The organism is Streptomyces sp. NPDC059003 (assembly GCF_042740445.1).
Classification (GTDB): Bacteria; Actinomycetota; Actinomycetes; order Streptomycetales; family Streptomycetaceae; genus Streptomyces.
In genome coordinates this window covers 1-20,674 of the sequence record NZ_JBHYJH010000158.1, presented here as the reverse complement: position 1 = coordinate 20,674, position 20,674 = coordinate 1, and the positions used below count along the sequence as shown (strand labels likewise).

At 72.1% G+C, this 20,674-nt stretch carries 21 protein-coding genes; 12 read left to right on the top strand and 9 right to left on the bottom strand.

Annotated features, from left to right (window positions below; all coding sequences use genetic code 11):
• Nucleotides 1–71: 71 nt before the first annotated feature.
• Nucleotides 72–1,145 (bottom strand): pyridoxal-phosphate dependent enzyme, encoded by a 1,074-nt coding sequence (locus tag ACFWZ5_RS36395; protein ID WP_384799493.1) that lies wholly within the window; start codon nt 1,143–1,145, stop codon nt 72–74.
• A gap of 147 nt (nt 1,146–1,292) precedes the next feature.
• Here ACFWZ5_RS36395 and ACFWZ5_RS36390 point away from each other — a divergent pair, with 147 nt between their 5' ends.
• Both ACFWZ5_RS36390 and ACFWZ5_RS36385 read left to right on the top strand, forming a co-directional pair.
• A complete protein-coding gene (locus tag ACFWZ5_RS36390; RefSeq protein WP_384799490.1) occupies nt 1,293–2,240 on the top strand; it encodes a LysR family transcriptional regulator in 948 nt (315 codons plus the stop codon).
• 348 nt (nt 2,241–2,588) lie between these two features.
• Nucleotides 2,589–3,422, top strand: a complete 834-nt coding sequence (locus tag ACFWZ5_RS36385) for a DUF4097 domain-containing protein (protein WP_384799488.1) — start codon at nt 2,589–2,591, stop codon at nt 3,420–3,422.
• 149 nt (nt 3,423–3,571) lie between these two features.
• On the opposite strand, the gene ACFWZ5_RS36380 is transcribed toward ACFWZ5_RS36385, so the two are convergent.
• A complete protein-coding gene (locus ACFWZ5_RS36380; RefSeq protein ID WP_384799485.1) occupies nt 3,572–5,011 on the bottom strand; it encodes an FG-GAP and VCBS repeat-containing protein in 1,440 nt (479 codons plus the stop codon).
• 148 nt (nt 5,012–5,159) lie between these two features.
• Between ACFWZ5_RS36380 and ACFWZ5_RS36375 the strand changes: the two genes are divergently transcribed.
• From ACFWZ5_RS36375 to ACFWZ5_RS36365, 3 genes are all read left to right on the top strand, one after another.
• Entirely contained in the window at nt 5,160–5,621 is a 462-nt protein-coding gene (locus ACFWZ5_RS36375) for a helix-turn-helix domain-containing protein (protein ID WP_384799482.1), read from the top strand.
• A 34-nt stretch (nt 5,622–5,655) separates the two neighbouring features.
• Nucleotides 5,656–6,285, top strand: coding sequence for a hypothetical protein (locus ACFWZ5_RS36370; protein WP_384799479.1), 630 nt, complete (start codon nt 5,656–5,658; stop codon nt 6,283–6,285).
• Between the two features lie 179 nt (nt 6,286–6,464).
• A complete protein-coding gene (locus ACFWZ5_RS36365) occupies nt 6,465–6,797 on the top strand; it encodes a DUF2516 family protein (RefSeq protein WP_384799499.1) in 333 nt (110 codons plus the stop codon).
• 41 nt (nt 6,798–6,838) lie between these two features.
• On the opposite strand, the gene ACFWZ5_RS36360 is transcribed toward ACFWZ5_RS36365, so the two are convergent.
• From ACFWZ5_RS36360 to ACFWZ5_RS36350, 3 genes are all read right to left on the bottom strand, one after another.
• A complete protein-coding gene (locus ACFWZ5_RS36360; protein ID WP_384799476.1) occupies nt 6,839–8,245 on the bottom strand; it encodes a PP2C family protein-serine/threonine phosphatase in 1,407 nt (468 codons plus the stop codon).
• Nucleotides 8,246–8,524: 279 nt separating this feature from the next.
• Nucleotides 8,525–9,583, bottom strand: coding sequence for an NlpC/P60 family protein (locus ACFWZ5_RS36355; RefSeq protein ID WP_384799473.1), 1,059 nt, complete (start codon nt 9,581–9,583; stop codon nt 8,525–8,527).
• A 381-nt stretch (nt 9,584–9,964) separates the two neighbouring features.
• Nucleotides 9,965–10,771 carry a class I SAM-dependent methyltransferase gene (locus ACFWZ5_RS36350; protein WP_384799470.1) on the bottom strand — a complete coding sequence of 269 codons (807 nt, stop codon included), beginning with the start codon at nt 10,769–10,771 and terminating at the stop codon, nt 9,965–9,967.
• A 230-nt stretch (nt 10,772–11,001) separates the two neighbouring features.
• Here ACFWZ5_RS36350 and mshA point away from each other — a divergent pair, with 230 nt between their 5' ends.
• From mshA to ACFWZ5_RS36335, 3 genes are all read left to right on the top strand, one after another.
• A complete protein-coding gene (gene mshA, locus ACFWZ5_RS36345) occupies nt 11,002–12,357 on the top strand; it encodes a D-inositol-3-phosphate glycosyltransferase (RefSeq protein ID WP_384799467.1) in 1,356 nt (451 codons plus the stop codon).
• Nucleotides 12,350–12,838 (top strand): YbjN domain-containing protein, encoded by a 489-nt coding sequence (locus ACFWZ5_RS36340; protein ID WP_384799464.1) that lies wholly within the window; start codon nt 12,350–12,352, stop codon nt 12,836–12,838. Before mshA ends, ACFWZ5_RS36340 begins: the two co-directional genes overlap by 8 nt.
• Nucleotides 12,839–12,990: 152 nt before the next feature.
• Nucleotides 12,991–13,206 (top strand): hypothetical protein, encoded by a 216-nt coding sequence (locus ACFWZ5_RS36335; protein ID WP_384799461.1) that lies wholly within the window; start codon nt 12,991–12,993, stop codon nt 13,204–13,206.
• Nucleotides 13,207–13,302: 96 nt separating this feature from the next.
• On the opposite strand, the gene ACFWZ5_RS36330 is transcribed toward ACFWZ5_RS36335, so the two are convergent.
• Entirely contained in the window at nt 13,303–14,064 is a 762-nt protein-coding gene (locus ACFWZ5_RS36330) for a phosphoglyceromutase (protein ID WP_384799458.1), read from the bottom strand.
• Nucleotides 14,065–14,237: 173 nt separating this feature from the next.
• Between ACFWZ5_RS36330 and ACFWZ5_RS36325 the strand changes: the two genes are divergently transcribed.
• The 3 genes from ACFWZ5_RS36325 to ACFWZ5_RS36315 all read left to right on the top strand — a co-directional run bounded on the left by ACFWZ5_RS36325 (nt 14,238) and on the right by ACFWZ5_RS36315 (nt 16,215).
• A complete protein-coding gene (locus tag ACFWZ5_RS36325) occupies nt 14,238–15,518 on the top strand; it encodes an MDR family MFS transporter (RefSeq protein ID WP_384799455.1) in 1,281 nt (426 codons plus the stop codon).
• Nucleotides 15,519–15,709: 191 nt separating this feature from the next.
• Nucleotides 15,710–15,958 (top strand): hypothetical protein, encoded by a 249-nt coding sequence (locus tag ACFWZ5_RS36320; RefSeq protein WP_384799452.1) that lies wholly within the window; start codon nt 15,710–15,712, stop codon nt 15,956–15,958.
• Nucleotides 15,959–16,023: 65 nt separating this feature from the next.
• Entirely contained in the window at nt 16,024–16,215 is a 192-nt protein-coding gene (locus ACFWZ5_RS36315) for a hypothetical protein (RefSeq protein ID WP_384799496.1), read from the top strand.
• Between the two features lie 15 nt (nt 16,216–16,230).
• Here ACFWZ5_RS36315 and ACFWZ5_RS36310 read toward each other — a convergent pair whose 3' ends face one another.
• On the bottom strand, nt 16,231–17,886 hold the full coding sequence (locus ACFWZ5_RS36310; protein WP_384799449.1) for a hypothetical protein: 1,656 nt from the start codon (nt 17,884–17,886) through the stop codon (nt 16,231–16,233).
• Between the two features lie 313 nt (nt 17,887–18,199).
• On the opposite strand from ACFWZ5_RS36310, the gene ACFWZ5_RS36305 reads away from it, so the two are divergent.
• Entirely contained in the window at nt 18,200–18,415 is a 216-nt protein-coding gene (locus ACFWZ5_RS36305) for a DUF397 domain-containing protein (protein ID WP_384799446.1), read from the top strand.
• 228 nt (nt 18,416–18,643) lie between these two features.
• Here ACFWZ5_RS36305 and ACFWZ5_RS36300 read toward each other — a convergent pair whose 3' ends face one another.
• Nucleotides 18,644–19,102: a hypothetical protein gene (locus ACFWZ5_RS36300; RefSeq protein WP_384799443.1), complete on the bottom strand. Its 459-nt coding sequence runs from the start codon at nt 19,100–19,102 to the stop codon at nt 18,644–18,646.
• Nucleotides 19,103–19,139: 37 nt separating this feature from the next.
• Nucleotides 19,140–19,994 (bottom strand): helix-turn-helix domain-containing protein, encoded by an 855-nt coding sequence (locus ACFWZ5_RS36295; protein ID WP_384799440.1) that lies wholly within the window; start codon nt 19,992–19,994, stop codon nt 19,140–19,142.
• Nucleotides 19,995–20,674 lie beyond the last annotated feature (680 nt).

The window sequence follows — 20,674 nt, the reverse complement described above, 5'->3', positions numbered from 1 at the left end:
AGGAGCGGGGGTCTGGGGGCGGAGCCCCCAGTTCGGGAAGGGGCGGGATTGGGGAACCCCCCGTTAGGGCCTCACCCGGCGCCGTGCGGATTCGCCTCCACCCCCTCCGTGCTCAGCAGCACAACCGTGGCATGCGCCCCCACCCCCAGCAGCCCCCGCCCGAGCACCACCCGCACCCCCGCAAGCCCCGCCGCCCCACACGGCCCCGATGACACCCCCAGCCCACCGAGATCCCGCGCCGCCACCCCCGCCTCGGCATCCGTGACGGCGACCGCCGCGTCCAGACCGTCGCGCAGGAGCGGCCAGGCGAGGCTGGACAGGGTGCCGCAGTTGAGCCCGGCCATGGTGGTCTCGCCGGTGGTGACGGTGACCGACTCGCCCCGGGTGAGGCTCGCGAGGGCGGGCGCGGCGGCCGTCGGCTCGACGGCGAGCAGCGCCGATGGCCGCGTCCCCGCGGGGCGGCTGCGGTAGTGCGTCACGGCGGCCTGCGCGAGCGAGCCCACGCCGACCGGCACGGCCACCAGGTCCGGAGCACCGGCGCCGACGGCCGCGAGCTGGTCGTCGATCTCGGCGAAGAGCGTGGAGTAGCCCTCCACGATCAGGGCCGGGACCTCCTCGTACCCGGGCCAGGCCGTGTCCTGCACGAGCACCGTGTGCGGCTCGCGCGCGGCCGCCGCCGCCTCGCGCACCGCCAGGTCGTAGTCCCCGTCGACCCGCGTGACCCGGGCGCCCTCGCCCTCGATCGCGGCGGCCGCCCCCGGGTGCACGCCCCCCGACACGAACACCTGAGCCCCGTGCCCGAGCCGCCGCGCGATGCGGGCCACCGCGCGGCCGTGGTTGCCGTCGGTCGCGGTGACGAGCTCCACGCGTTCGCCGTACGCCCGCCCGGCGAGAACCCGGTGCACGGCCCAGGACGCGCCGAGCGCCTTGAACGCGGGCAGGCCCAGGCGCGCCGACTCGTCCTTGACGAAGACCCGGCCGACTCCCAACTCGACGGCCAGGGAGGGGAGTTCCGTCAGTGGTGTGGGTGCGTACTCCGGCAGCGCGGCGTGGAAGGAGCGGACCTCGGCGGGCGCGGGCGCGGTGGTCCAGGCGCGGGCGGCGGGGCGGGCGTACCAGAGGGTGTGGGGTTCCGCGAGAGTCATGCGGCAACCTTGCGGCCTGCCGAACCCATCGGTCCAGCTCATCTTTCCGACCTATATTCATCGGAGAAACCGAAGCGTGGGGCGCCACAGGCGCCACACACCCCGCAGGTGCCACACGCGAGACGCGCGAGAGAACGGAGCGCCGCCATGTACGACCTGCACCGCCTGCGCCTCCTGCGCGAGCTGAAGCACCGCGGCACCCTTGCCGCGGTCGCCGCCGCCCTCTCGTACAGCCCCTCGTCGGTCTCCCAGCAGCTCTCGCAGCTGGAGGCCGAGGCCGGGGTCGCGCTGCTCGAACCCGTGGGGCGGCGGGTGCGGCTCACCGAGCAGGCCGAGATCCTCGTGACCCACGCCGAGGCGGTCCTGGAACGCCTCGAACGCGCCGAGGCCGACATCGCCGCCTCCCTCACGGAGCTCACCGGCACCCTGCGGATCGCCGCGTTCCAGACCGCGGCCCTCGCCCTGGTCCCGGCCGCCCTGACCGCCCTGCGCGCGGCCCACCCGCGGCTGCGCGTCCACGTCACCCAGGCCGAGCCGGAGAAGGCCCTGCCCGCCCTGCTCGCCCGGGACTTCGACCTGGTCGTCACGGAGGAGTACCCGGGCGGCGCCGAGCCGCGCTCCGACGTACTCGAACAGGAGGAGCTGTGCGAGGACCCGCTGCGCCTCGCGCTCCCGGGCCCCGGAGCGGCCGGTGACCTGCGCGCCCTCGCCGGTCACCCCTGGGTCATGGAGCCCGAGGGCGCGGCGGCCCGGCGCTGGGCGCTCACGCTGTGCCGCGAGGCCGGGTTCGAGCCCGACGTGCGGTTCGAGTCCAGCGACCTCCTGGTCCATCTGCGGCTCGCGGAGGCGGGGCACGCCGCGGCGCTGCTTCCGGACCTCGTGTGGCGGACGGCCCCGCCGACGGCCGCGCCGACCGTCGCGCTGCGGCAGCTGCCCCCGGGGCACCGGGCACGGCGGATCTTCACGGTCGTGCGCCGCGGCAGCAGCCGCCACCCGGCGGCGACGGCCGCGCGGCACGCCCTGCGCGAGGCGACCCGGCCCAGCCCGAAGACGGACCCGAAGACAGACCCGAGGCCGGGCCCGAGGACGGCTTGATGTCACCTCCGGCGCGCTGACCGGCGCCGATGTGGCACCCAGCCATGCGCCGCAGTGGTGCCACGCGGCCCGCCCGCCGCCCGCGCGCCGCTCTCGATGGGCCTTCCCGATGCCGTTCTGGCGCTCTGATCTGCGGCGACGCCGCTCCCGGGCCGGATGGATAACCCCAGCTCAGACGGCGTGCGTCCCGGCGTGCGCACGCGCATCGCGCTCCGCCTCGCCCCCCCGTGGCGCCATGCGTGCGCCGCAGTGGGTTGCATTGGCGCCATGATGATGCCATGATGGCGTCATGACGCAGGGACCGCGCCGCCGGCGGGGTCGCACACCACAGCCCAGGAATGGACGGCCATGCCTACTTTCGACACTCCCGAGTCCCTCTCCGCCGTCGTCGAGTTCGACCTCGGAACGGCCCGCATCATCGCCAGCAAGCGCCTCGACACCGTGGTCTCGGTCCTCCCGAGCGACGGCCGCAGGGACGTCGACGTGAAGGCCGCGGAGCAGACCGAGGTCAGCTTCAGCAACGGCCGCCTGGTGGTCAGGGGCCCCAAGACCCGCACGCTCTTCGGCAAGAGCGGCTCGCTGGAGATCAGCATCGAGCTGCCGTCGGGATCGGACGTCCAGGGCAAGGCGGCCGCGGGTGTCTTCACCGCCGAAGGCCGCCTCGGGGACTGCCGGTTCGAGTCCGCCGCCGGTGACATCCGCGTCGGGGAGGCGGGCGCCGCCTACCTCAAGACCGAGTCCGGCGACATCCGCCTGGAGCGCGCCACCGGCGACGTGGACGTGGCGGGCGCGGGCCGCGTCGACCTCGGCAGCATCGAGGGCGCCGCCACCGTCAAGAACCTCACGGGCGACACCAACCTCGGCGAGGTCACCGGCGCGCTGCGCCTCAACTCCCTCACCGGCCGCGTCTCCGTGGGCGTCGCGCACGCCGACGTCGAGGCCAAGTCGGAGGACGGCCCCATCAAGATCGGCGAGGTGGCCCGCGGCCAGGTCAACGTGGAGGCCACCCACGGCAGCCTCGAGGTCGGCGTCAGCTCGGCCAGCGCGGCCTGGCTCGAGGTCAACTCCACGGCGGGCACGGTGCACAACTCGATCGGTTCCGCGGGCCCCGGCCCGGGCGCCGAGAGCGTCAAGGTGCGGGCCCACACCGTGGTGGGCGACATCGTGATCAGCCGCGTCTGACGGTGCGCCCGCACGCCGACGCGGGTGGGCGGCCCCCGGATCTCCGGGAGCCGCCCACTTCTTGGTGATGCGGGTACGAGGCTCAGTGCTCGGGTACGAGGCGTCAGTCGGCCACGTCAGCCGGTCACCATCAGCCGGTCACCAGGGAGTCAGCCGACCATGCGGTAGCCGAAGTTGCCGCCGCCCGCCGGGCCGCCGAGCGTGTCCAGGCGGAAGCTGGTCGCCCCCGTGCCGGTGACCCCGGACGCACCGGTCGGCAGGCGCCAGACGCGGCCCTTGTAGCCGTCCTCGCCGTTGCCGCCGACGTACACGTCGGAGCCGGTCACGGTCACCGCGGCGCCGAAGTGGTCGTCGTTCTCCGACGCGCTGGGCACGCCCTTCGAGTTCTGCGTGAGCACCTTGGCGCCCTCGGTGGTGATCCCGTCGGCGCTGCCGCGCAGGACGGTGACGGCACCGGACTTCGCCGTCGTCGCCGGGTCCGCACCGGTCTCGTACGGCGCGCCGATGACCAGGTCCGCGTACCCGTCCCGGTCGGTGTCGCCGATCGCGAGCGCCGAGCCGAACTTGTCGCCCTCCTCGTCCACGCCCGGGACGCCCGCGCTCGCCTGCGAGTAGGCACGGGACTTCAGCGTGGCGCTGGTGCCGTCCGGGCCGCCGTACGTCACGTACACCTTGTTCTGGCCCGGGTAGCCGGTGACCAGGTCCTGGAAGCCGTCCTTGTTCAGGTCGCCGAAGGCGCCGCGGAGGGCGCCGCCGTGGCTGGTCGGGTACGGGCCCTTGAAGGCGCTGCCCTTGACCAGGCCGTCCTTGGAGCCCTTGAGCACGACACCGCCGGGCCTGCCGTTGCCGAGGACGACGCCGCCGCTGGTCACGACGTCGTCGACGCCGTCGCCGGTCAGGTCGCCCACGTACACCGTGCCGATCACGAGCTTGTCGGCCCGCGCGCTGTCGCGGTGCCACACCCCGGCCGGCTTGCCCGTGTCGCGGTTCAGCGGGCCGAGCAGCACGGAGACGCCGTACGAGCGGCCGTCGTTGCCGCGGCTGACGAAGTCGTCGACGCCGTCGCCGTTGACGTCGCCCACGCCGAAGCCGCCGCCGAGCAGCTTGGGCGACTCGGGCCGGTAGCTGCCGGCCGGAAGCGCCGTGCCCGCGCCGGTGATGCCGTCCTTGCTCCCCCAGAGCACCGTGTTCTTCTCGCCCCAGTGGACGGCCAGGTCGTCGTACCCGTCGCCGTCCAGGTCGCCGAAGTCGCTGACCTCCCGCCACTTGCCGTCCTCGACGGCCTCGCCCGGGACGCCCGGCGTGGCCTGGCTGACGACCGACGCGGTGTCGTACGTCAGGCCGCTCGCGGAGCCGTACGCGACGGTCACGACGCCCGCCCGCTTCACCCCGTCCACGGTCGCGGTGTGCGCGCCGACCGCGAGGTCCGGATGGCCGTCCCCGTTGAAGTCGGGCCCTGCCTTTACCGCCGGGCTCGCGGGCGCGGCGACGGCGACCGGCGCGAGGCCGGCGACCCCGCCGACCCCGACGACCCCGATGACGGCGGCGGCGGCACAGGCCCCCGCGGCGGCAATCGCTCTCTGGCGCATGGGTTCCCCCCCATTTCGCCCGACGACCCGGACGGGCCGCCGGAAGATCGAATAATTGTCCGGATCATATGTGTTCCGGAACGTGGTCCAGCGCACTATTGCAAGCAGCTGCTTGCAATAGTTAGCGGGAAGGGGGCAGTATCGGAGCATGGCATCGCTCAACGTCGGCAGTCTTGGTGAGTACCTGCGGGAGCAGCGGCGCAACGCGCAGCTGTCGCTCCGGCAGCTCGCCGATGCCGCCGGGGTGTCCAATCCGTATCTGAGCCAGATCGAGCGCGGCCTGCGCAAGCCGAGCGCCGAAGTGCTCCAGCAGGTCGCCAAGGCGCTCAGGATCTCCGCCGAGACGCTGTACGTCCGGGCCGGGATCCTCGACGAGAAGGAGCGGGTCGAGCTGGAGACGCGCGCCGTCATCCTCGCCGACCCGTCCATCAACGAGCGTCAGAAGCAGGTGCTCCTGCAGATCTACGAGTCGTTCCGCAAGGAGAACGGCTTCACCGCGGACCACGGCATCGCAGACCAGGGCATCGCAGATCAGGGCATCGCGGACCAGGACACCACCGCTGACGGACCCCGCACGGCCGACGGCAGCGATGCCGAACCCTCAAGCTGAACCAGCCGAAAGCGAATCCGGGAGGACCATCGCCATGGCCATCACCGACGACGTACGCAAGACCCTCAGCGACCCCAAGCCCCTCTACTTCTTCGCGGGCGGCGCCGACCTCGCGTACCAGCAGGCGAAGAAGGTGCCGGGCATCGTCGAGCGCCTCGCGTCCGAGGCCCCCGCGCGCTTCGAGGCCGTCCGCAACACCGATCCCAGGGAAGTCCAGGGCAGGGCGGCGGCGCGCGCCAAGGAGGTGCGCGAGGTCATCCAGACCAAGGTCGGGGAGTTCATCGGCGTCCTCGACACCGACCTGAAGCGGGTCGGCGAGGGCGCCCAGGACCTGGCGCTCCGCGGTGTCGGCGTGGCCGTCGACGTCGCGGTGCAGGCGCGCGACACGTACGACAAGGTCGCCGAGCACGGCGAGCAGACCGTGAAGACCTGGCGCGGCCAGGCCGCCGAGGAGATCTCCGAGCTGGCCGACGCGGTCGAGCCCGACGAGGAGCAGAAGGAGAAGGAGGAGGGCGCGGCCGAGGGCTCCGCCTCCGCCGAGGGCGAGGCCTCCGCCGCCGAGGGCGAGCAGGGCAAGAGCACCGCCGCCGCCCGCCCGGCCGCCAAGAAGGCCCCGGCCAAGAAGACGACGACCGCCAAGAAGACCACACCGCCGGCCAAGTAGCCGACCGAGCAGCCGACCGAGCGGCCGACCGGGCAGGCTGCGTCCGCCTCGGCGGGCCGGGCACTCTCGGAGTGTCCGGCCCGTTGTCGGGGTAGCGGGTACGGTGACTGCGTGTAGGTCACGCGTTCGTGTCGTACGTCGCGTTGGATACGCCGAGACTGGTGGTGGACGTTGTGCTGATGCAGGGGTTCGCGAACTTCATGTGGCTGCTGTCGCTGGCCCTGATTCTGTTCAGCGGCTTCGCGCTCCTCGACGCCGCCGTCCGGCGTGAGGACGCCTATCGCGCGGCCGACAAGAAGACCAAGCCGTTCTGGCTGATCATCCTCGGGCTCGCCTTCGTGGTGAACCTGATCTTCAACATCCTGTCGTTCCTGCCCATCATCGGCCTCATCGCGACCATCGTGTACATGGTCGACGTGCGGCCCGCGCTGCGGCAGGTCATGGGCGGGGGCGGCGGCCGCCGCGGCTCCAGCAGCGACGGCCCGTACGGCCCGTACAACGGCGGGCGGTAGCCGGCCCCGAGCAGGCGTGGGGCAGCGCTCCCAGCGGAGTGCTAATCGCGGTCGCGGTCGAGCAGAAGGACCGCCACATCGTCCGTCAGATCGCCGCCGTTCAGCTCCCTGACCTCGTTGACGGCAGCCGTGAGGAGCGCGTCTCCGCGCAGGCCCGCCGCGATCTGGCGGCGCACCATGTCGACCATGCCGTCCTGCCCGAGCCGCTGCGTGCCCGCGCCGACGCGGCCCTCGATCAGGCCGTCCGTGTACAGCATCAGGCTCCAGCTGCCGCCGAGCTCCACCTGCTGGCGCGGCCAGCGGGCGCGGGGGAGCAGACCGAGCGCGGGGCCCGAGTTCTCGTACGGAAGCAGCTCGGCCGGGCGGCCAGGCCGCGCGATCAGCGGCGACGGGTGACCGGCCAGGCACAGGCCGGCCCGGCGCCCGTCCGGCGCGATGTCGACCGTGCACAGCGTCGCGAAGATCTCTTCGTCGGCCCGCTCGTGTTCCAGTACCTGCTGCAGGGTGGAGAGCAGCTGGTCGCCGACCAGGCCCGCGAAGGTCAGGGCGCGCCAGGCTATGCGCAGCTCCACGCCGAGCGCCGCCTCGTCGGGGCCGTGGCCGCAGACGTCGCCGATCATCACGTGCACCGAGCCGTCGGGCGTGCGCACCGTGTCGTAGAAGTCGCCGCCGAGCAGCGCGCGGGAGCGGCCCGGGCGGTAGCGGGCGGCGAAGCGGAGCGGTGAGCCGTCGAGCAGCGGGGTCGGCAGGAGGCCGCGCTCCAGGCGGGCGTTCTCCTGCGCGCGCAGGCGGGACTCGGTGAGCTGCCGCTGGGCGGCGTCGGCGCGCTTGCGCTCCACCGCGTACCGGATGGCGCGGCTGAGCAGGCGGCCGTCCAGCTCGTCGCGGAACAGATAGTCCTGGGCGCCGACCCGCACCGCCTCGGCGCCGCGCTCGGCGTCGCCGGACGCGGTGAGCGCGAGGACGGCGTGGCGCGGCGCCAGGCGCAGGACGTGCTTGAGCGCGGCGAGCTCGTCCGCGTCACCGGCGTCGGACGCGGGGGCGGACCTGCCGGACCCGGTGGACCCGGTGGCCCCGGTGGCCCCGGCGTCGGCGTTCGCGGGCGGGCCCATGGGGGGACTCGCCGGCGGGCCCGCGTGCGAGCCCGTGGGGGAGCCGCCGGTCAGGGCCAGGTCGAGCAGGATGCAGTGCACGTCGTCGGTGAGCAGCCGCTCGGCCTCGGTGAGGTTGCGGGCGGCGCGGATGCGGATGGGCTTGCCCGCGGAGTCGAGGAGCTCCGGGACGCTCAGGGAGCCGCCCGGGTCGTCCTCGATCACCAGGAGGGTGAGGCCGGAGCCGCCGACGGGTCCGTCGCCGTCCGCCACGTGGGGCGCGAACGGTGGCGCCGGGTGGGTCTGGCCGCCTTCCGCGGCCGGGATCGCTCTCTGCCGCGGTATGGGTACGGACATTGCGTTGAGTTCCTTCCCTCCCCCCGAGGGCGCGGTGGGGCGACGGTCGCACGCCCCACACCAGACGGGGACCATAGCGGTAGCCGGGGTGCGTGTGGAATGCGGCGCGGCACTCGGCCAGCGGCATATTCCGCTTCCTGGACCGCAATAGGGCACGAACTCGGTCCGCCTGTGATGACGAACATCACGCCGGGGAGGTTGAGCGGGGCGCTTTCGGGTGCACTGGGTCACACGGGTGGCGCCCGCGGACGTGTCCGCCTACTTGTCCGGCCGCACCGCCTACTTGTCCGGCCGCACCACGCCGAGGATCTCCATCGAGCCCGCCCCCGCGACGGTCACGTTCCGTCCGGGGCGCGGGGCGTGCACGATCGCTCCGTCGCCCACGTAGAGCCCCACGTGGCTGGCGTCCTTGTGGTAGATGATCAGGTCGCCGGGGCGCATGTTCTTCACGTCGACGTGCGGCAGCTGCTTCCACTGCTCCTGTGACGTACGGGGGATGCCGCGGCCCGCGGCCGCCCACGCCTTGGACGTGAGCCCCGAGCAGTCGTACGACTTCGGGCCCTCCGCCCCCCAGACGTACGGCTTGCCGAGCTGGGCCGTCGCGAACGCCACCGCCTTCTTGCCGCGGTCGGTCGCCTTGCCGCTCAGGTCCTTCAGTATCCCCGTGTCGACCCACTTGGACTGCTCGCGGCGGGCGGCGGCCTCCTCCAGCTTCCGCAGCCGCTCGCGCTCCTTCTTCTCCAGGCGCGACTCCAGCTTCTCGGCGGCGGCGATCTTCTCCTTGACCTTCTTCTTCGCCCTGGCCTTGGCCTTGCGGTTGGTCTCCAGCTTCTTCCACTGGGCCGTGGCGTCCTTGGCGTAGGTCCGCAAGTCCTCCTGCGTACGGTTCATTTCGGTGAGCATCGACTTCGTCGCGTGCTGGCCGCGGCGCAGGCGGCCCGCGCCGTCGAGGAAGGCCCCGGGGTCGTCGCTCAGCATCAGGCGGGCCTCGTCGGGGATGCCGCCGCCGCGGTACTGCGCGCGGGCCGCGGCGCCCGCGCGGGCCTTGAGCCGGTCGAGCTTCCGCTGGCCCTCGTCGATGTCGCGGGCCAGGCGGACGATCTCCTTGGACTGCTTCTTCGCCTTCTCCTCCGCGGCGTTGTACGCGTCCGTGGCCGTGCCCGCCTCGCGGTAGAGCCGGTCGATCTGCTGGCGGACCCGCTCAAGGGCCGGGTCCGCGCCGGGCGTTGGCTCGGCGGGGCTCGCGAACGCCGCGCCCGGCGCGGTCAGGACCGTCGCCGCGCAGATCAGAGCCACGGCCGTCGCCGTCGAGTACCGCTTGCCGGACACGCTCGCCACCCCCGGAGAAATCCGCTCAACCTGATTTACCGTCAGTAACTTGTTGACGCCATCGGGATGGTGCCACGCCGGCGCCCAATACGACAGGGCCCCGCGGCAACTCTGAACCCCCACCCGCCTCATGTGACGAACGGCACGCGGAGATCGTTCCCATCGGTCGGAGGGTGTCGGCGGAGCGCCGGGGAGATCATTTCCACGCCGGAGGCGCGCATGCGTGCGGCGGGGGTGGAAGTGCGGCACTCGCGGCGGCGGCGTACGGGGATGGGGGCGGCTGCGCCCGCCGGGCGCACGCCCGGTTCACGCCGCCCGAGGTGCGGGGCCCGGTTCACGCCGCCCGAGGCGCAAGGTCCCGTTCACGCCGCCCGCGGCGCAAGGCCCCGTTCACGCCACCCGCGGCGCAAGCGCCTCCCAGCGCACCGTCACTTCCCCCTGCCGCCACCGCGCCGCGCCGTCCACCACGGGCCAGTCCGCCGTCAGGTCCCGTACCGCCCTGATCCACCGCTGCCGCGCCCCGTACGACGCGTACGGCGCCGCCGCCGCCCACGCGCGGTCGAAGTCGCGCAGGAACGCGTGCACCGGCTCGCCCGGCACGTTCCGGTGGATCAGCGCCTTCGGCAGCCGTTCCGCGAGGTCGGAGGGGCGCTCCAGGGAGCCGAGCCGGGTTGCGAACGTCACCGTGCGCGCCCCTTCGGGCCCGAGTGCGACCCAGACGTGCCGCCGCCCGATCTCGTCGCAGGTCCCCTCGACCAGCAGCCCGCCGGGGCCGAGCCGCGCGCACAGCCGCTCCCAGACGCCGGCGACCTCGGCCTCGTCGTACTGGCGCAGCACGTTCGCGGCGCGGATCAGCAACGGGCGCGCGGGCAGCGGCACTTCGAAGCCGCCGTGCCGGAAGCTGAGGCCGTCGCGCTCGTAGGGCCGGGCCGCTTCGACGCGGGCCGGGTCGATCTCGATGCCCACCACGCGCGCGTGCGGGGCGACCGTGCGCAGCCGCAGGAGCAGTTCGACGGCGGTCCAGGGCGCGGCGCCGTAGCCGAGGTCGACGGCGACCGGCTCGGGGGCGCGGCGCAGGGCGGGGCCGTGGGTGGCGGCGATCCAGCGGTCCATGCGGCGCAGCCGGTTGGGGTTGGTCGTCCCGCGCGTGACGGTTCCCACGGGGTGGGGCGAAGAGCGGGGGGCGCGGGGAGCCATAGGGGCAAGCGTAAGCAAGCCCTACGGTTGAGACCCCCAAGGTAATGCTTTGGCAAAGAGGAAATGGAGGTGGGCCTTCCGGCGTTGCTGGATGTGGAGGCCGCGCACGACCTCTCCGGAGTCATGCCCTGCGTACGGACAAGGCACCCCGGAAGGCGTGCGCACGCACCCGCACGACCCGCAAGGCCGTACGCCGCCCGCCCGCCGCCAAGGCCAAGGAGGACCGCCACGTGAGCCACTACGTGACCAGGCTCGGGCGACGTCTCCCGTCGGGGCCGTCGGCGACCGCCCGCCTGCGCCTGCCGGGCTCGCCCCGCCGCCCCCGCCGCGTCGCCATGCTCAGCGTCCACACCTCACCGCTGCACCAGCCGGGCACCGGCGACGCGGGCGGCATGAACGTCTACATCGTGGAGCTCGCCAAGCGCCTCGCCGACATCAACATCGAGGTCGAGATCTTCACGCGGGCCACCACCGGCGCCCTGCCGCCCGCTGTCGAGCTCGCCCCCGGCGTCCTCGTGCGCCACGTGGACGCGGGCCCGTACGAGGGCCTCGCCAAGGAGGAGCTGCCCGCCCAGCTGTGCGCCTTCACGCACGGCGTCATGCAGGCCTGGGCGGGCCACCGCCCCGGCCACTACGACCTGGTCCACTCCCACTACTGGCTCAGCGGCCACGTCGGCTGGCTCGCCGCCGAGCGCTGGGGCACCCCCCTCGTGCACGCCATGCACACCATGGCCAAGGTCAAGAACGCGGCGCTCGCCGAGGGCGACACCCCCGAGCCGGCCGCCCGGGTCATCGGCGAGACCCAGATCGTGCGCGCCGCGGACCGCCTCATCGCCAACACCTCCGAAGAGGCCGACGAACTCGTACGCCACTACGAGGCCGACCCCGGCAAGGTCGCCGTGGTCCACCCCGGCGTCAACCTGGACCGGTTCCGCCCCGCCGACGGCCGCGCCGCCGCCCGCCACCGCCTCGGGCTCCCGCAGGACGCCCTTGTCCCCCTCTTCGCGGGCCGCATCCAGCCCCTCAAGGCCCCCGACGTGCTCCTGCGCTCCGTGGCCGTCCTCCTCGACGAGCGCCCCGAGCTGCGCCGCCGCATCGTCGTCCCCATCGTCGGCGGCCCGAGCGGCAGCGGCCTCGCCAAGCCCGAAGGCCTCCAGAAGCTGGCCGCGCGCCTCGGCATCGCGGACGTCGTCCGCTTCCAGCCCCCGGTGGGCCAGGAACAGCTCGCCGACTGGTTCCGCGCGGCCTCCGTCCTCGTCATGCCCTCCTACAGCGAGTCCTTCGGGCTCGTCGCCATCGAGGCGCAGGCGGCGGGCACGCCGGTGCTCGCGGCGGCGGTGGGCGGCCTGCCGGTCGCCGTGCGCGACGGGGTCACCGGATTCCTCGTCCCCGGCCACGAACCCGCCCTCTACGCGCGCGTGCTGCGCGACTTCGCGGACCAGCCCCACCTGGTGGACCGCATGGGCGCGGCGGCCGCGCTGCACGCCGAGTCCTTCGGCTGGGGCACCGCGGCGTCCGCCACGGCCGACGTGTACACCGCGGCGATGCACGATCACCGGCGTCACGTACGCTCGCACCATGGGTGACGCAGCCGCCACGATCGAGCAGACCTTGACCGACGCCGAGCTCGAGTGGGAGTCCCCCGAGCCCGGCTCGTACGTGGTGAAGCTCCCCGGCACCCGCAAGCTCTCCACGACGCTCTCGCTGATCGTCGGCAAGCACTCCCTCTCCCTGAACGCCTTCGTGGTCCGCCGCCCCGACGAGAACCACGAGGGCGTCCACCGCTGGCTCCTCGAACGCAACCTCCGCCTCTACGGAGTGAGCTACGCGATCGACCCCCTGGGCGACGTGTACGTCACCGGCAAGCTCCCTCTCGCCGCCATCACCCCCGACGAGCTGGACCGCCTCCTCGGCTCCGTCCTGGAAGCGGCGGACGGCTCCTTCAACACCCTCCTGGAGCTGGGTTTCGCGACGGCGATCCGCAAGGAGTACGACTGGCGCGTCTCGCGCGGGGAGTCCACGCGGAACCTGGACGCGTTCACGCATCTGACCGAGCGCCGCCCCTGACGCCGGAGCCCACGCCGCCCCTGCACCGATCCGGCCCCGGATGAGCGTTTTGCCGCCAATCTCCGGCACGGGGGCCGCCGCGTCCCCCGTCCAGGGCTACACAGGAATGCTGGGATGTTCTCGCCTGACTCGCCTGAGGGGAGGCCGCCCGGGTGAGACTCACGATCAATGTGGCAGTGCTGCTGGCGGTGGTGCTCGTCCTCCTCATACGCCGACGCGTCCAGGCCAGAAGCCGGGTCGACCAGACGACGACCCTGGCCGTGGCGGTGGTGTTCGGTGTCCTCGTCGCCCCGACTGACTTCGGCCAGGGAATCCTGCACACGGTGAGCGACCTCGTACGCAACATCTCGGACATGGACACCCCCTGACGCCACCGGCCCCTTCCACACGCACACGCCAAAAGCCCCCTCCCCACGGAAATTCCGCAGGAAGGGGGCTCGACCGGCCGGTCCGACCGGTGGGGCTTACTTCTTCTTGCCCTGGTTCTTCACGGCCTCGATCGCGGCCTTCGCGGCCTCCGGGTCGAGGTACGTGCCGCCCGGGTTCAGCGGCTTGAAGTCGGCGTCCAGCTCGTACGAGAGCGGGATGCCGGTGGGGATGTTCAGGCCCGCGATGTCGGCGTCGGAGATGCCGTCCAGGTGCTTGACCAGGGCGCGCAGGCTGTTGCCGTGGGCGGCGACCAGGACCGTGCGGCCGGCGAGCAGGTCCGGGACGATGCCGTCGTACCAGTACGGCAGCATGCGGACGACGACGTCCTTCAGGCACTCCGTCCTCGGGCGCAGCTCCGGCGGGATGGAGGCGTAGCGCGGGTCGTCCGACTGGGAGAACTCGGTGCCGTCCTCGAGGGCGGGCGGCGGGGTGTCGTACGAGCGGCGCCACAGCATGAACTGCTCCTCGCCGAACTCGGCGAGCGTCTGGGCCTTGTCCTTGCCCTGGAGGGCGCCGTAGTGGCGCTCGTTCAGGCGCCAGCTGCGGTGGACGGGGATCCAGTGGCGGTCGGCGGACTCCAGGGCGAGCTGCGCGGTGCGGATCGCGCGCTTCTGGAGCGACGTGTGGACCACGTCGGGGAGCAGGCCGGCGTCCTTGAGCAGCTCACCGCCGCGGACCGCCTCCTTCTCGCCCTTCTCGTTGAGGTTGACGTCCACCCAGCCGGTGAACAGGTTCTTCGCGTTCCACTCGCTCTCGCCGTGGCGGAGGAGGATCAGCTTGTACGGTGCGTCGGCCATGCCCACGAGCGTAATGGAACTCCTGTAGGGGTCGCGCCACGGAGCGATTGACGGTCCTGGTCAAATGTCTGGCGCGGGGCGCCGGCTCATGCGTAAGTTGTGCAAGCCGCATGGGCCACTTACATGCCCTTGTCCGTCCAGCTCGTCCGCTCGCACCGCCCCGGGGGATCCGTATGCAAGTCACCGCAGTGAGACGTGCCGTGAAGGAGTCCGTCTCCGGGCTCCCGTCGGCGTTCTGGTGGCTGTGGACCAGCACCCTGGTGAACCGGCTCGGGGCCTTCGTCTCCACCTTCCTCGCGCTCTACCTCACCCTGGACCAGGGCTACTCGGCCATGTACGCGGGTCTGGTGGCCGCGCTGCACGGGCTCGGCGGTGTGATCTCGGCCCTCGGCGCGGGCGTGATGACCGACCGGCTCGGGCGGCGGCCCACGCTGCTGATCGCGCAGACGTCGATGGCGGGCTCGGTGGCGCTGCTCGCCTTCATGACCCACCCGGTGGCGATCGCCGCGGTCGCCTTCCTCGTCGGCATGTCCGCCAACGCCTCGCGGCCCGCCGTGCAGGCGATGATGGCGGACATCGTGGCGCCCGAGGACCGGGTCCGCGCCTTCGCGCTCAACTTCTGGGCGATCAACCTCGGCTTCGCGATCTCGTCGGCGGGCGCGGGCTTCATCGCCTCCTCCAGCTACCGCGCGGGCTTCCTCCTCGAAGCGGCGATGACGCTCGCGTGCGCGATCGTCGTCTTCGTGAAGCTGCCCGAGTCCCGGCCCACGCGCACCGGCGACGCCGCGGCCGCGGAGCCGGAGGTCGGGCTCGGCACGGTGCTGCGGGACGGGCGCTTCATGGGCGTGGTCGGCCTGTCCTTCCTGGTCGCCCTGCTCTTCCAGCAGGGGTCCGTGGGCCTGCCGGTGGCGATGGGCGACGCGGGCTTCTCGCCGAGCGACTACGGCGTGGCGATCGCCGTCAACGGCATCGTCATCGTCGCGCTGCAGATCCCGGTGACGCGCTTCATCGAGCACCGGGACCCCCAGCGGCTGCTCGTCCTCTCGTCGCTCGTCGCGGCGTTCGGCTTCGGGCTCACCACGTTCGCCGGTTCCGTCGGCGTCTTCGCGCTGACGGTGTTCGTGTGGACGCTCGCCGAGATCATCAACGCGCCCACGCAGAGCAGCCTGGTCGTGCGGCTCTCCCCGACCCACGCGCGCGGCCGCTACCAGGGCATGTACATGATGTCGTGGGCCGTCGCGGGCCTCGTGGCGCCGCTGATGTCCGGCTTCCTCCTCGACCGCCTCGGCCCCGGCTGGCTGTGGGGCAGCTGCGCGGCCCTCGGCACGGTGGCGGCGCTCGGGTACTGGGGTCTGATGCGGGGGCTTCCGGCGACGGACGAGCCGCAGGCGGCGCCTCGTACGGAGAGCGCGGGGAGCGCGGGGAGTGCGGAGAAGGCCGAGGCCGGTGCCTGACACCGGCTGAAACGTCCCGGCGCTGCCGCTACGGTGAGATCGGCGGGGATCGGCCGAGAGCCGCTGTGCTGCGCCGGGATCCGCCGGACTCACCGAGATCCGCCGGACTCACCGAGATCCGCCGGACTCACCGAGATCCGCCCAGACCAGCGCCGGGACCGTCCAGGGAGCCCAGGGAGAGTGACCCGACCATGGCCGAACCACTGAAGACCTTCATCGGCGGCGAGGAGGTCGAGGTGCCCAACACCATCCCGGACATCCGCGCCGCCCTGCCCGAGGACCGGCGCCCGGAGTTCGACCGGGCCATCAACGCCGCGGGCGTCGACGAGATCCACGCCGTGATGCGGCACTGGATGCTGGAGGCCGTGCCCGACCCCGAGGCGGAGGCGCTGCTCGACCGCCTCGCGGCCGACGAGGCCGAGAGGCGGAGCATCGCGTGAGCCGTCACCGGAGCCGGAGCTACCGCATCACTTACGCACCGCCCGCCGACGACACCCTCGCCAAGATGGGCGACGCCGACCAGTTCCGCACGGCGATGGAGCGCACGCTCGGCCGCGACCCCTACGGGCACGGCTCGACGGCTGTGGACGAGGAGCGGGACCGTCGGGAGGCGACGGTGGGCGGCGCGATCGTCCTCTACTACGTGTCGGGTTCGGTCCTGACGGTGACGGTCGTGCGGCTTGTCCCGTTCGGGTGACTCCTGTTCACCTCACTAGTCACTCAGGGCGCGTTGGGCGTCGTAGAGGTTGCGCGGCCGTACGGAGCCCGGCGAACCGTACGTCTCGATACGGGAATTGAGCTCCCCGGAGAAGTCGGGTACGTCGATCTGGTCGAACTCCCGCACCCGGGAGATGCCGACCGTGGCACTGTACGGCGCGATGTCGTCAATTTTGACCAGTCCGGCGCGCTGGTTGGTGACCGTCACGTTCCAGTGGGTGAACCGCGCTCCGTAGAGGGGCCCCGCGCTGGCGTCCCCGCCGTGGCGGCCGTCGTTGTTGACGACGATCTCCGTGCGGACGTTCGCGAACGGCATCCCCCGGTGCGTGTCGAAGGTCCCCATCTCCATGTGGCCGCGCGACCAGACGTTGTACGAGGAGAGGCCCTCCACGTTGATGCCGTGGAGCTGCGTCCCGGCGGGGGCGGGGACGGTGCGCCGCTCGATCCGGAAGTCCTCGATCAGGTTGTCGTGCGAGCCCTCGCGGCAGAAGTACGGGTGGTGCGAGCCGCGGCCCCCGACGGCGGTGCGGCGCAGGGTGCAGGCGGAGGCGGCGACGAGCCCGAAGCCGTTGTCCACGTGGCGCACGTGGACGTCGTCGGCCCAGCAGTCGTACGCGCACTGGAAGGTGACGCCGTTGAACCCCTTGTCCAGGAGGTGCGGTGACTGCGGCGTCTCCACGGCCTCCAGGGTGAGGCCTTCGACGCCGGAGCCGGTCAGGGCGGTGACATGGGTGGTGAGCCGTGGGTCCCACTCCGGGCGCACGTCGAGGGGCAGCGGGCGCTCGAAGGTCACCGTGCGCCCCGTGACATCGGCGATCCGTACGGGCCACTCGTAGGGGACGTACGAGGTGAGCTTGGTCTTGTCGTCCCAGGTGTACGCCTCCGGGCCGGGGCCGCCGCCCGCCATGTGCTCCAGGAGGGTGTGGCCGGAGTCGTCCGCGAGCCGCAGGAGGACCAGGGCACCGGGGCGCAGATCCGCCGGGTCGGCGACGCGGACGGACCAGGAGCCGCGGGTGGCGGGGCCGACGGTGGTGAGGGTGCGCCACTCGTCGCGCCGGTTGCCGGTCCACCCCTCGAACGGCCAGGCCCTGTCCTTGATGGCACCGACGAGCGAGTCCCAACGCGCCTCCGGACAGAGCCAGATGAGCCCACCCGCCCAGGACCAGCTGGACTTGTCGCCTCCGTAGCGGCTGCCGTAGGGCCCGATGAGCTCGGTGAGGTGCCGGGTGGCGACCAGCTTGGTGCGCCCACTGCCCGCACCGCGCAGGACGACTCCGTCGTGGGCGATCCGGATGACGCCGTCGACGCGGTACGCACCGGCTTCGAGCTGGACCGTGCCGCCGCCGGCCTTTCCGGCGGCGGCGAGGGCGCGGTTGATAGCGGCCGTGGCGTCCGTCCCGGCGCCGGGACGGCGCACGGGGAAGACGGCATGCGGACGCCGGAAGCGCCACTCGCCGCCGAGATACCCGGCCTGACCCACGTAGGGGATCTGCGGGTGGGCGTACGGATCCCTGGCGAACTCCCGCCACAGCCCACCCGACCGCGGAGCCGCCCCCGCCGTCGCAGCTCCCGCCGCCGTGGCCCCCGCAGAGACACCGGCCACGGCGGCGACGGCGCCACCTAGGACGCCACGTCTGCTGAGCTCGGTCATGGGCCACACCCTCTCATCGCCGTCCAGATACATGAACTGCGTTCATGTCTGCGTTGGGCGGGAGCTTGCCACGCGGTTGGTGCTGGAGGGAAGACGTCGTGCGGGCGCCTGTTTCGGAGCCGCCGGGCGTGTGGTCCGGGCCGTGGCCGGTAGCGGCCTGTTGAAGCGGGCACCGCAGCGGGTAGGACCTGTTACACGTACAGCGCTTCTCGGAACGAGCCTCGCGTTGGCAGGGGCTGGGGCGCCCGGCGCGGTCTCCCGACGCAGCAGGCTGCCAGGAGAGCGGCACCTTGGTGGGTGAGAGGGGGCGGCATTGGCTGAGGATCGGGGTGCGGTTTCCTGGCGTAGGAGCAGCTACAGCAACAAAGAGGAAGACCCACAATGCTGCGAGGTGGCCGTGTGCTCCGGGGAGGTCTGGGTGCGTGACTCGATGCGCCCGGAAGACTCCAGGCTCACTTTCACCAGAAATGCCTGGCGCGCGGCACTAGCGTTGTTCTCGGACCTGGAGCGACACCAGGCGCGGCGATGAGTCACTCGGACACGACCGGATGCGCGATGAGTAGTCAGCGGCGAGAGCGGGCGAAGGGCGGGGGGGCCGGGATCTTCGGCTACTGCCTCGTGACTGGCGCGCTCGCCTCGGCCGTCGGCGCGGGTGCTTCTCTGCTGGGCGGGAGCGCGTGGGTGCGGTTGGCCATCTGGTTGGCGGTGCTGGTGGCGGCGGCCGCCGCCGCGGGCTGGTGGTGGGCCAAGTCCCCCGCTAAGGCACGTCATTGGGTGGTGGATCTTTGGGTGCGTCCGGCAGGGAGGGACGCACCGTCTCGAAAAGCTTGATGAACATTCTGACCAGCATCGGCGCCCCTGTCATGGTGCCGAACCAGCAGATCTCTGGTGGGACGCCCATCCGTATGCCGGCGTAGGCGACCAGGACGGAGACGGCGGCGAAGAAGCCGATCGTCACCACGAGGAAGCGGATGACACGCATCAGGTCGTCCACGTGTGCGTGCCTACGCCGGATCCTGGTGGCGGCCTCCGCCCTCTTCCAGCGGAGCAGTCGTGTGGACGTCTCGCGGCTGTTGAGCAACAGCCCGACGAGGGCGGACATCTCAGCCCGCTCACGGGGCCCAGGGTCGGCGGCGGGGCGTGTGGTGCTGACGCGCGCGGGATCGGGCCTCAGCTCCGGTCCGCCGCGCTTGGCGCGCCCCTTCTTCATCGTCATGCCTTCCCCTGGGCCCCGATACCACGCTGATGCGGCGTCAGGTGCGCTGGAATTGTTCGATGAGGCTGTCGATCAACGCTACGGAGTCCTCCTCGGAGAGCGCCTTGTTCCGCAAGTCCTCGAAGCACTCCTGATAGCGGGCCACGATCTCGCGGTCGTCCCGGATCGTGGACACGCCACCAGGGCCTGCCACATAGAGGACGTCCTCGTCGTCCTGGAAACCCAGCAGGAAAAAACTGCTGTCCAGGCTGTCGTGAGCTCCCGCGCTGAAGGGCAGGACGCGCAGGAGGGCCTTGCCCTCCGCGCTCAGCTCCTTCAGGAAAGTCAGTTGGCGGCGCATGACCGCCGGCCCGCCGACCTGGCGGCGCAGCGCCGCCTCGTCCAGGACCATCTCCACGCGCGGGCCCTCCTCGTGCAAGATGCGCTCCTGCCGGGCCAGGCGGAGGTCGATGCGCTGCTGGGCTTTCGAGACGGGCTCGCCGACCTCGAAGAGGGCGGTGATGTAGTCCGCGGTTTGCAGGTGTCCAGGGATCAGGCTTGGGTGATAGCCGCGGATGTCCGTCGCCGCGCTCTCGTAGCCCAGGTACTGGGTGAACGGCTGGCTGATGACATCCTTGTAATCCGTCCACCAGGACTGGCCCTTGCTGCCCCGGGCGGCCTCTTCCAGCTCGGCGACGACGCCGGGGTCGTCGACTCCGTACTCGTGGAGCATCGCGCGCAGGTCCGTGACGGAGAGGCTGACCGTACCCGCTTCGATGCGGATGAGCTTCGACAGCGACCACTCCAGAGTGTCCGCCGCCTCACGCTGCGTCAGACCGCGTTTGTCACGTGCCGCCTTGAGGGCGAGACGCAGCTTGCGGCGATTGAGGCTCGGGTCCACGACCGTGGGCATGGTGCTCCTTCGACTGTGTGACAGCGGGTCTGCACTTTGAGTGCCGAAACCTACCCATCGTACGGGTTCGTTCAGCCGTCATCACTTCGGAGTACTCTAATGGCGCATGCTTGACAGCCGCTATCGGTCAGCTCATACCCAAAAGACATGTGGCTAATCGACCTCGGCTGGAGTAGACCTGAAGAGTGTCCCTCATCACACGGCGCAGGCCGCGCCAGGTCCCGCCCTCGGGTGGCAACGAGGGGCTTCATGCGCGCGTACGAATGAGGAGACGGGCAGGGGCTCCTGACGGGTCCGCTCTGCGGGGAACATGAGAACGGCGCCGACCTACTGCCCGGGTCTGGAACTCCCTTTGCGCGGCGCAGCTCAAGCCGTGCCTACGGCAGGGAAGGGGGGCGCGAGAGGCGGCGACCAGCGTTCGGTGGGCGGGCGTGCGCGGATGTGCGCCGTTGACGCGCCCCGTTGAGCGGTGCATGGAATGGATAGCAGGCAGTACGCCTCACGCCTTCGAGGAGGAGACCATGGCCGAATCCCCCGAGCGCGACACCTGTGCCAACGGTTGCCAGTGCGGTCCCGGCTGCAGCTGCGGTTGCCAGTCCGGCGGGCCTTGCCAGTGCGGCGGTGGCTGCGGCTGACGCTCCGCTGGGTCTACGGGGGTGGGGGCCGCACCCCTCGGGGTG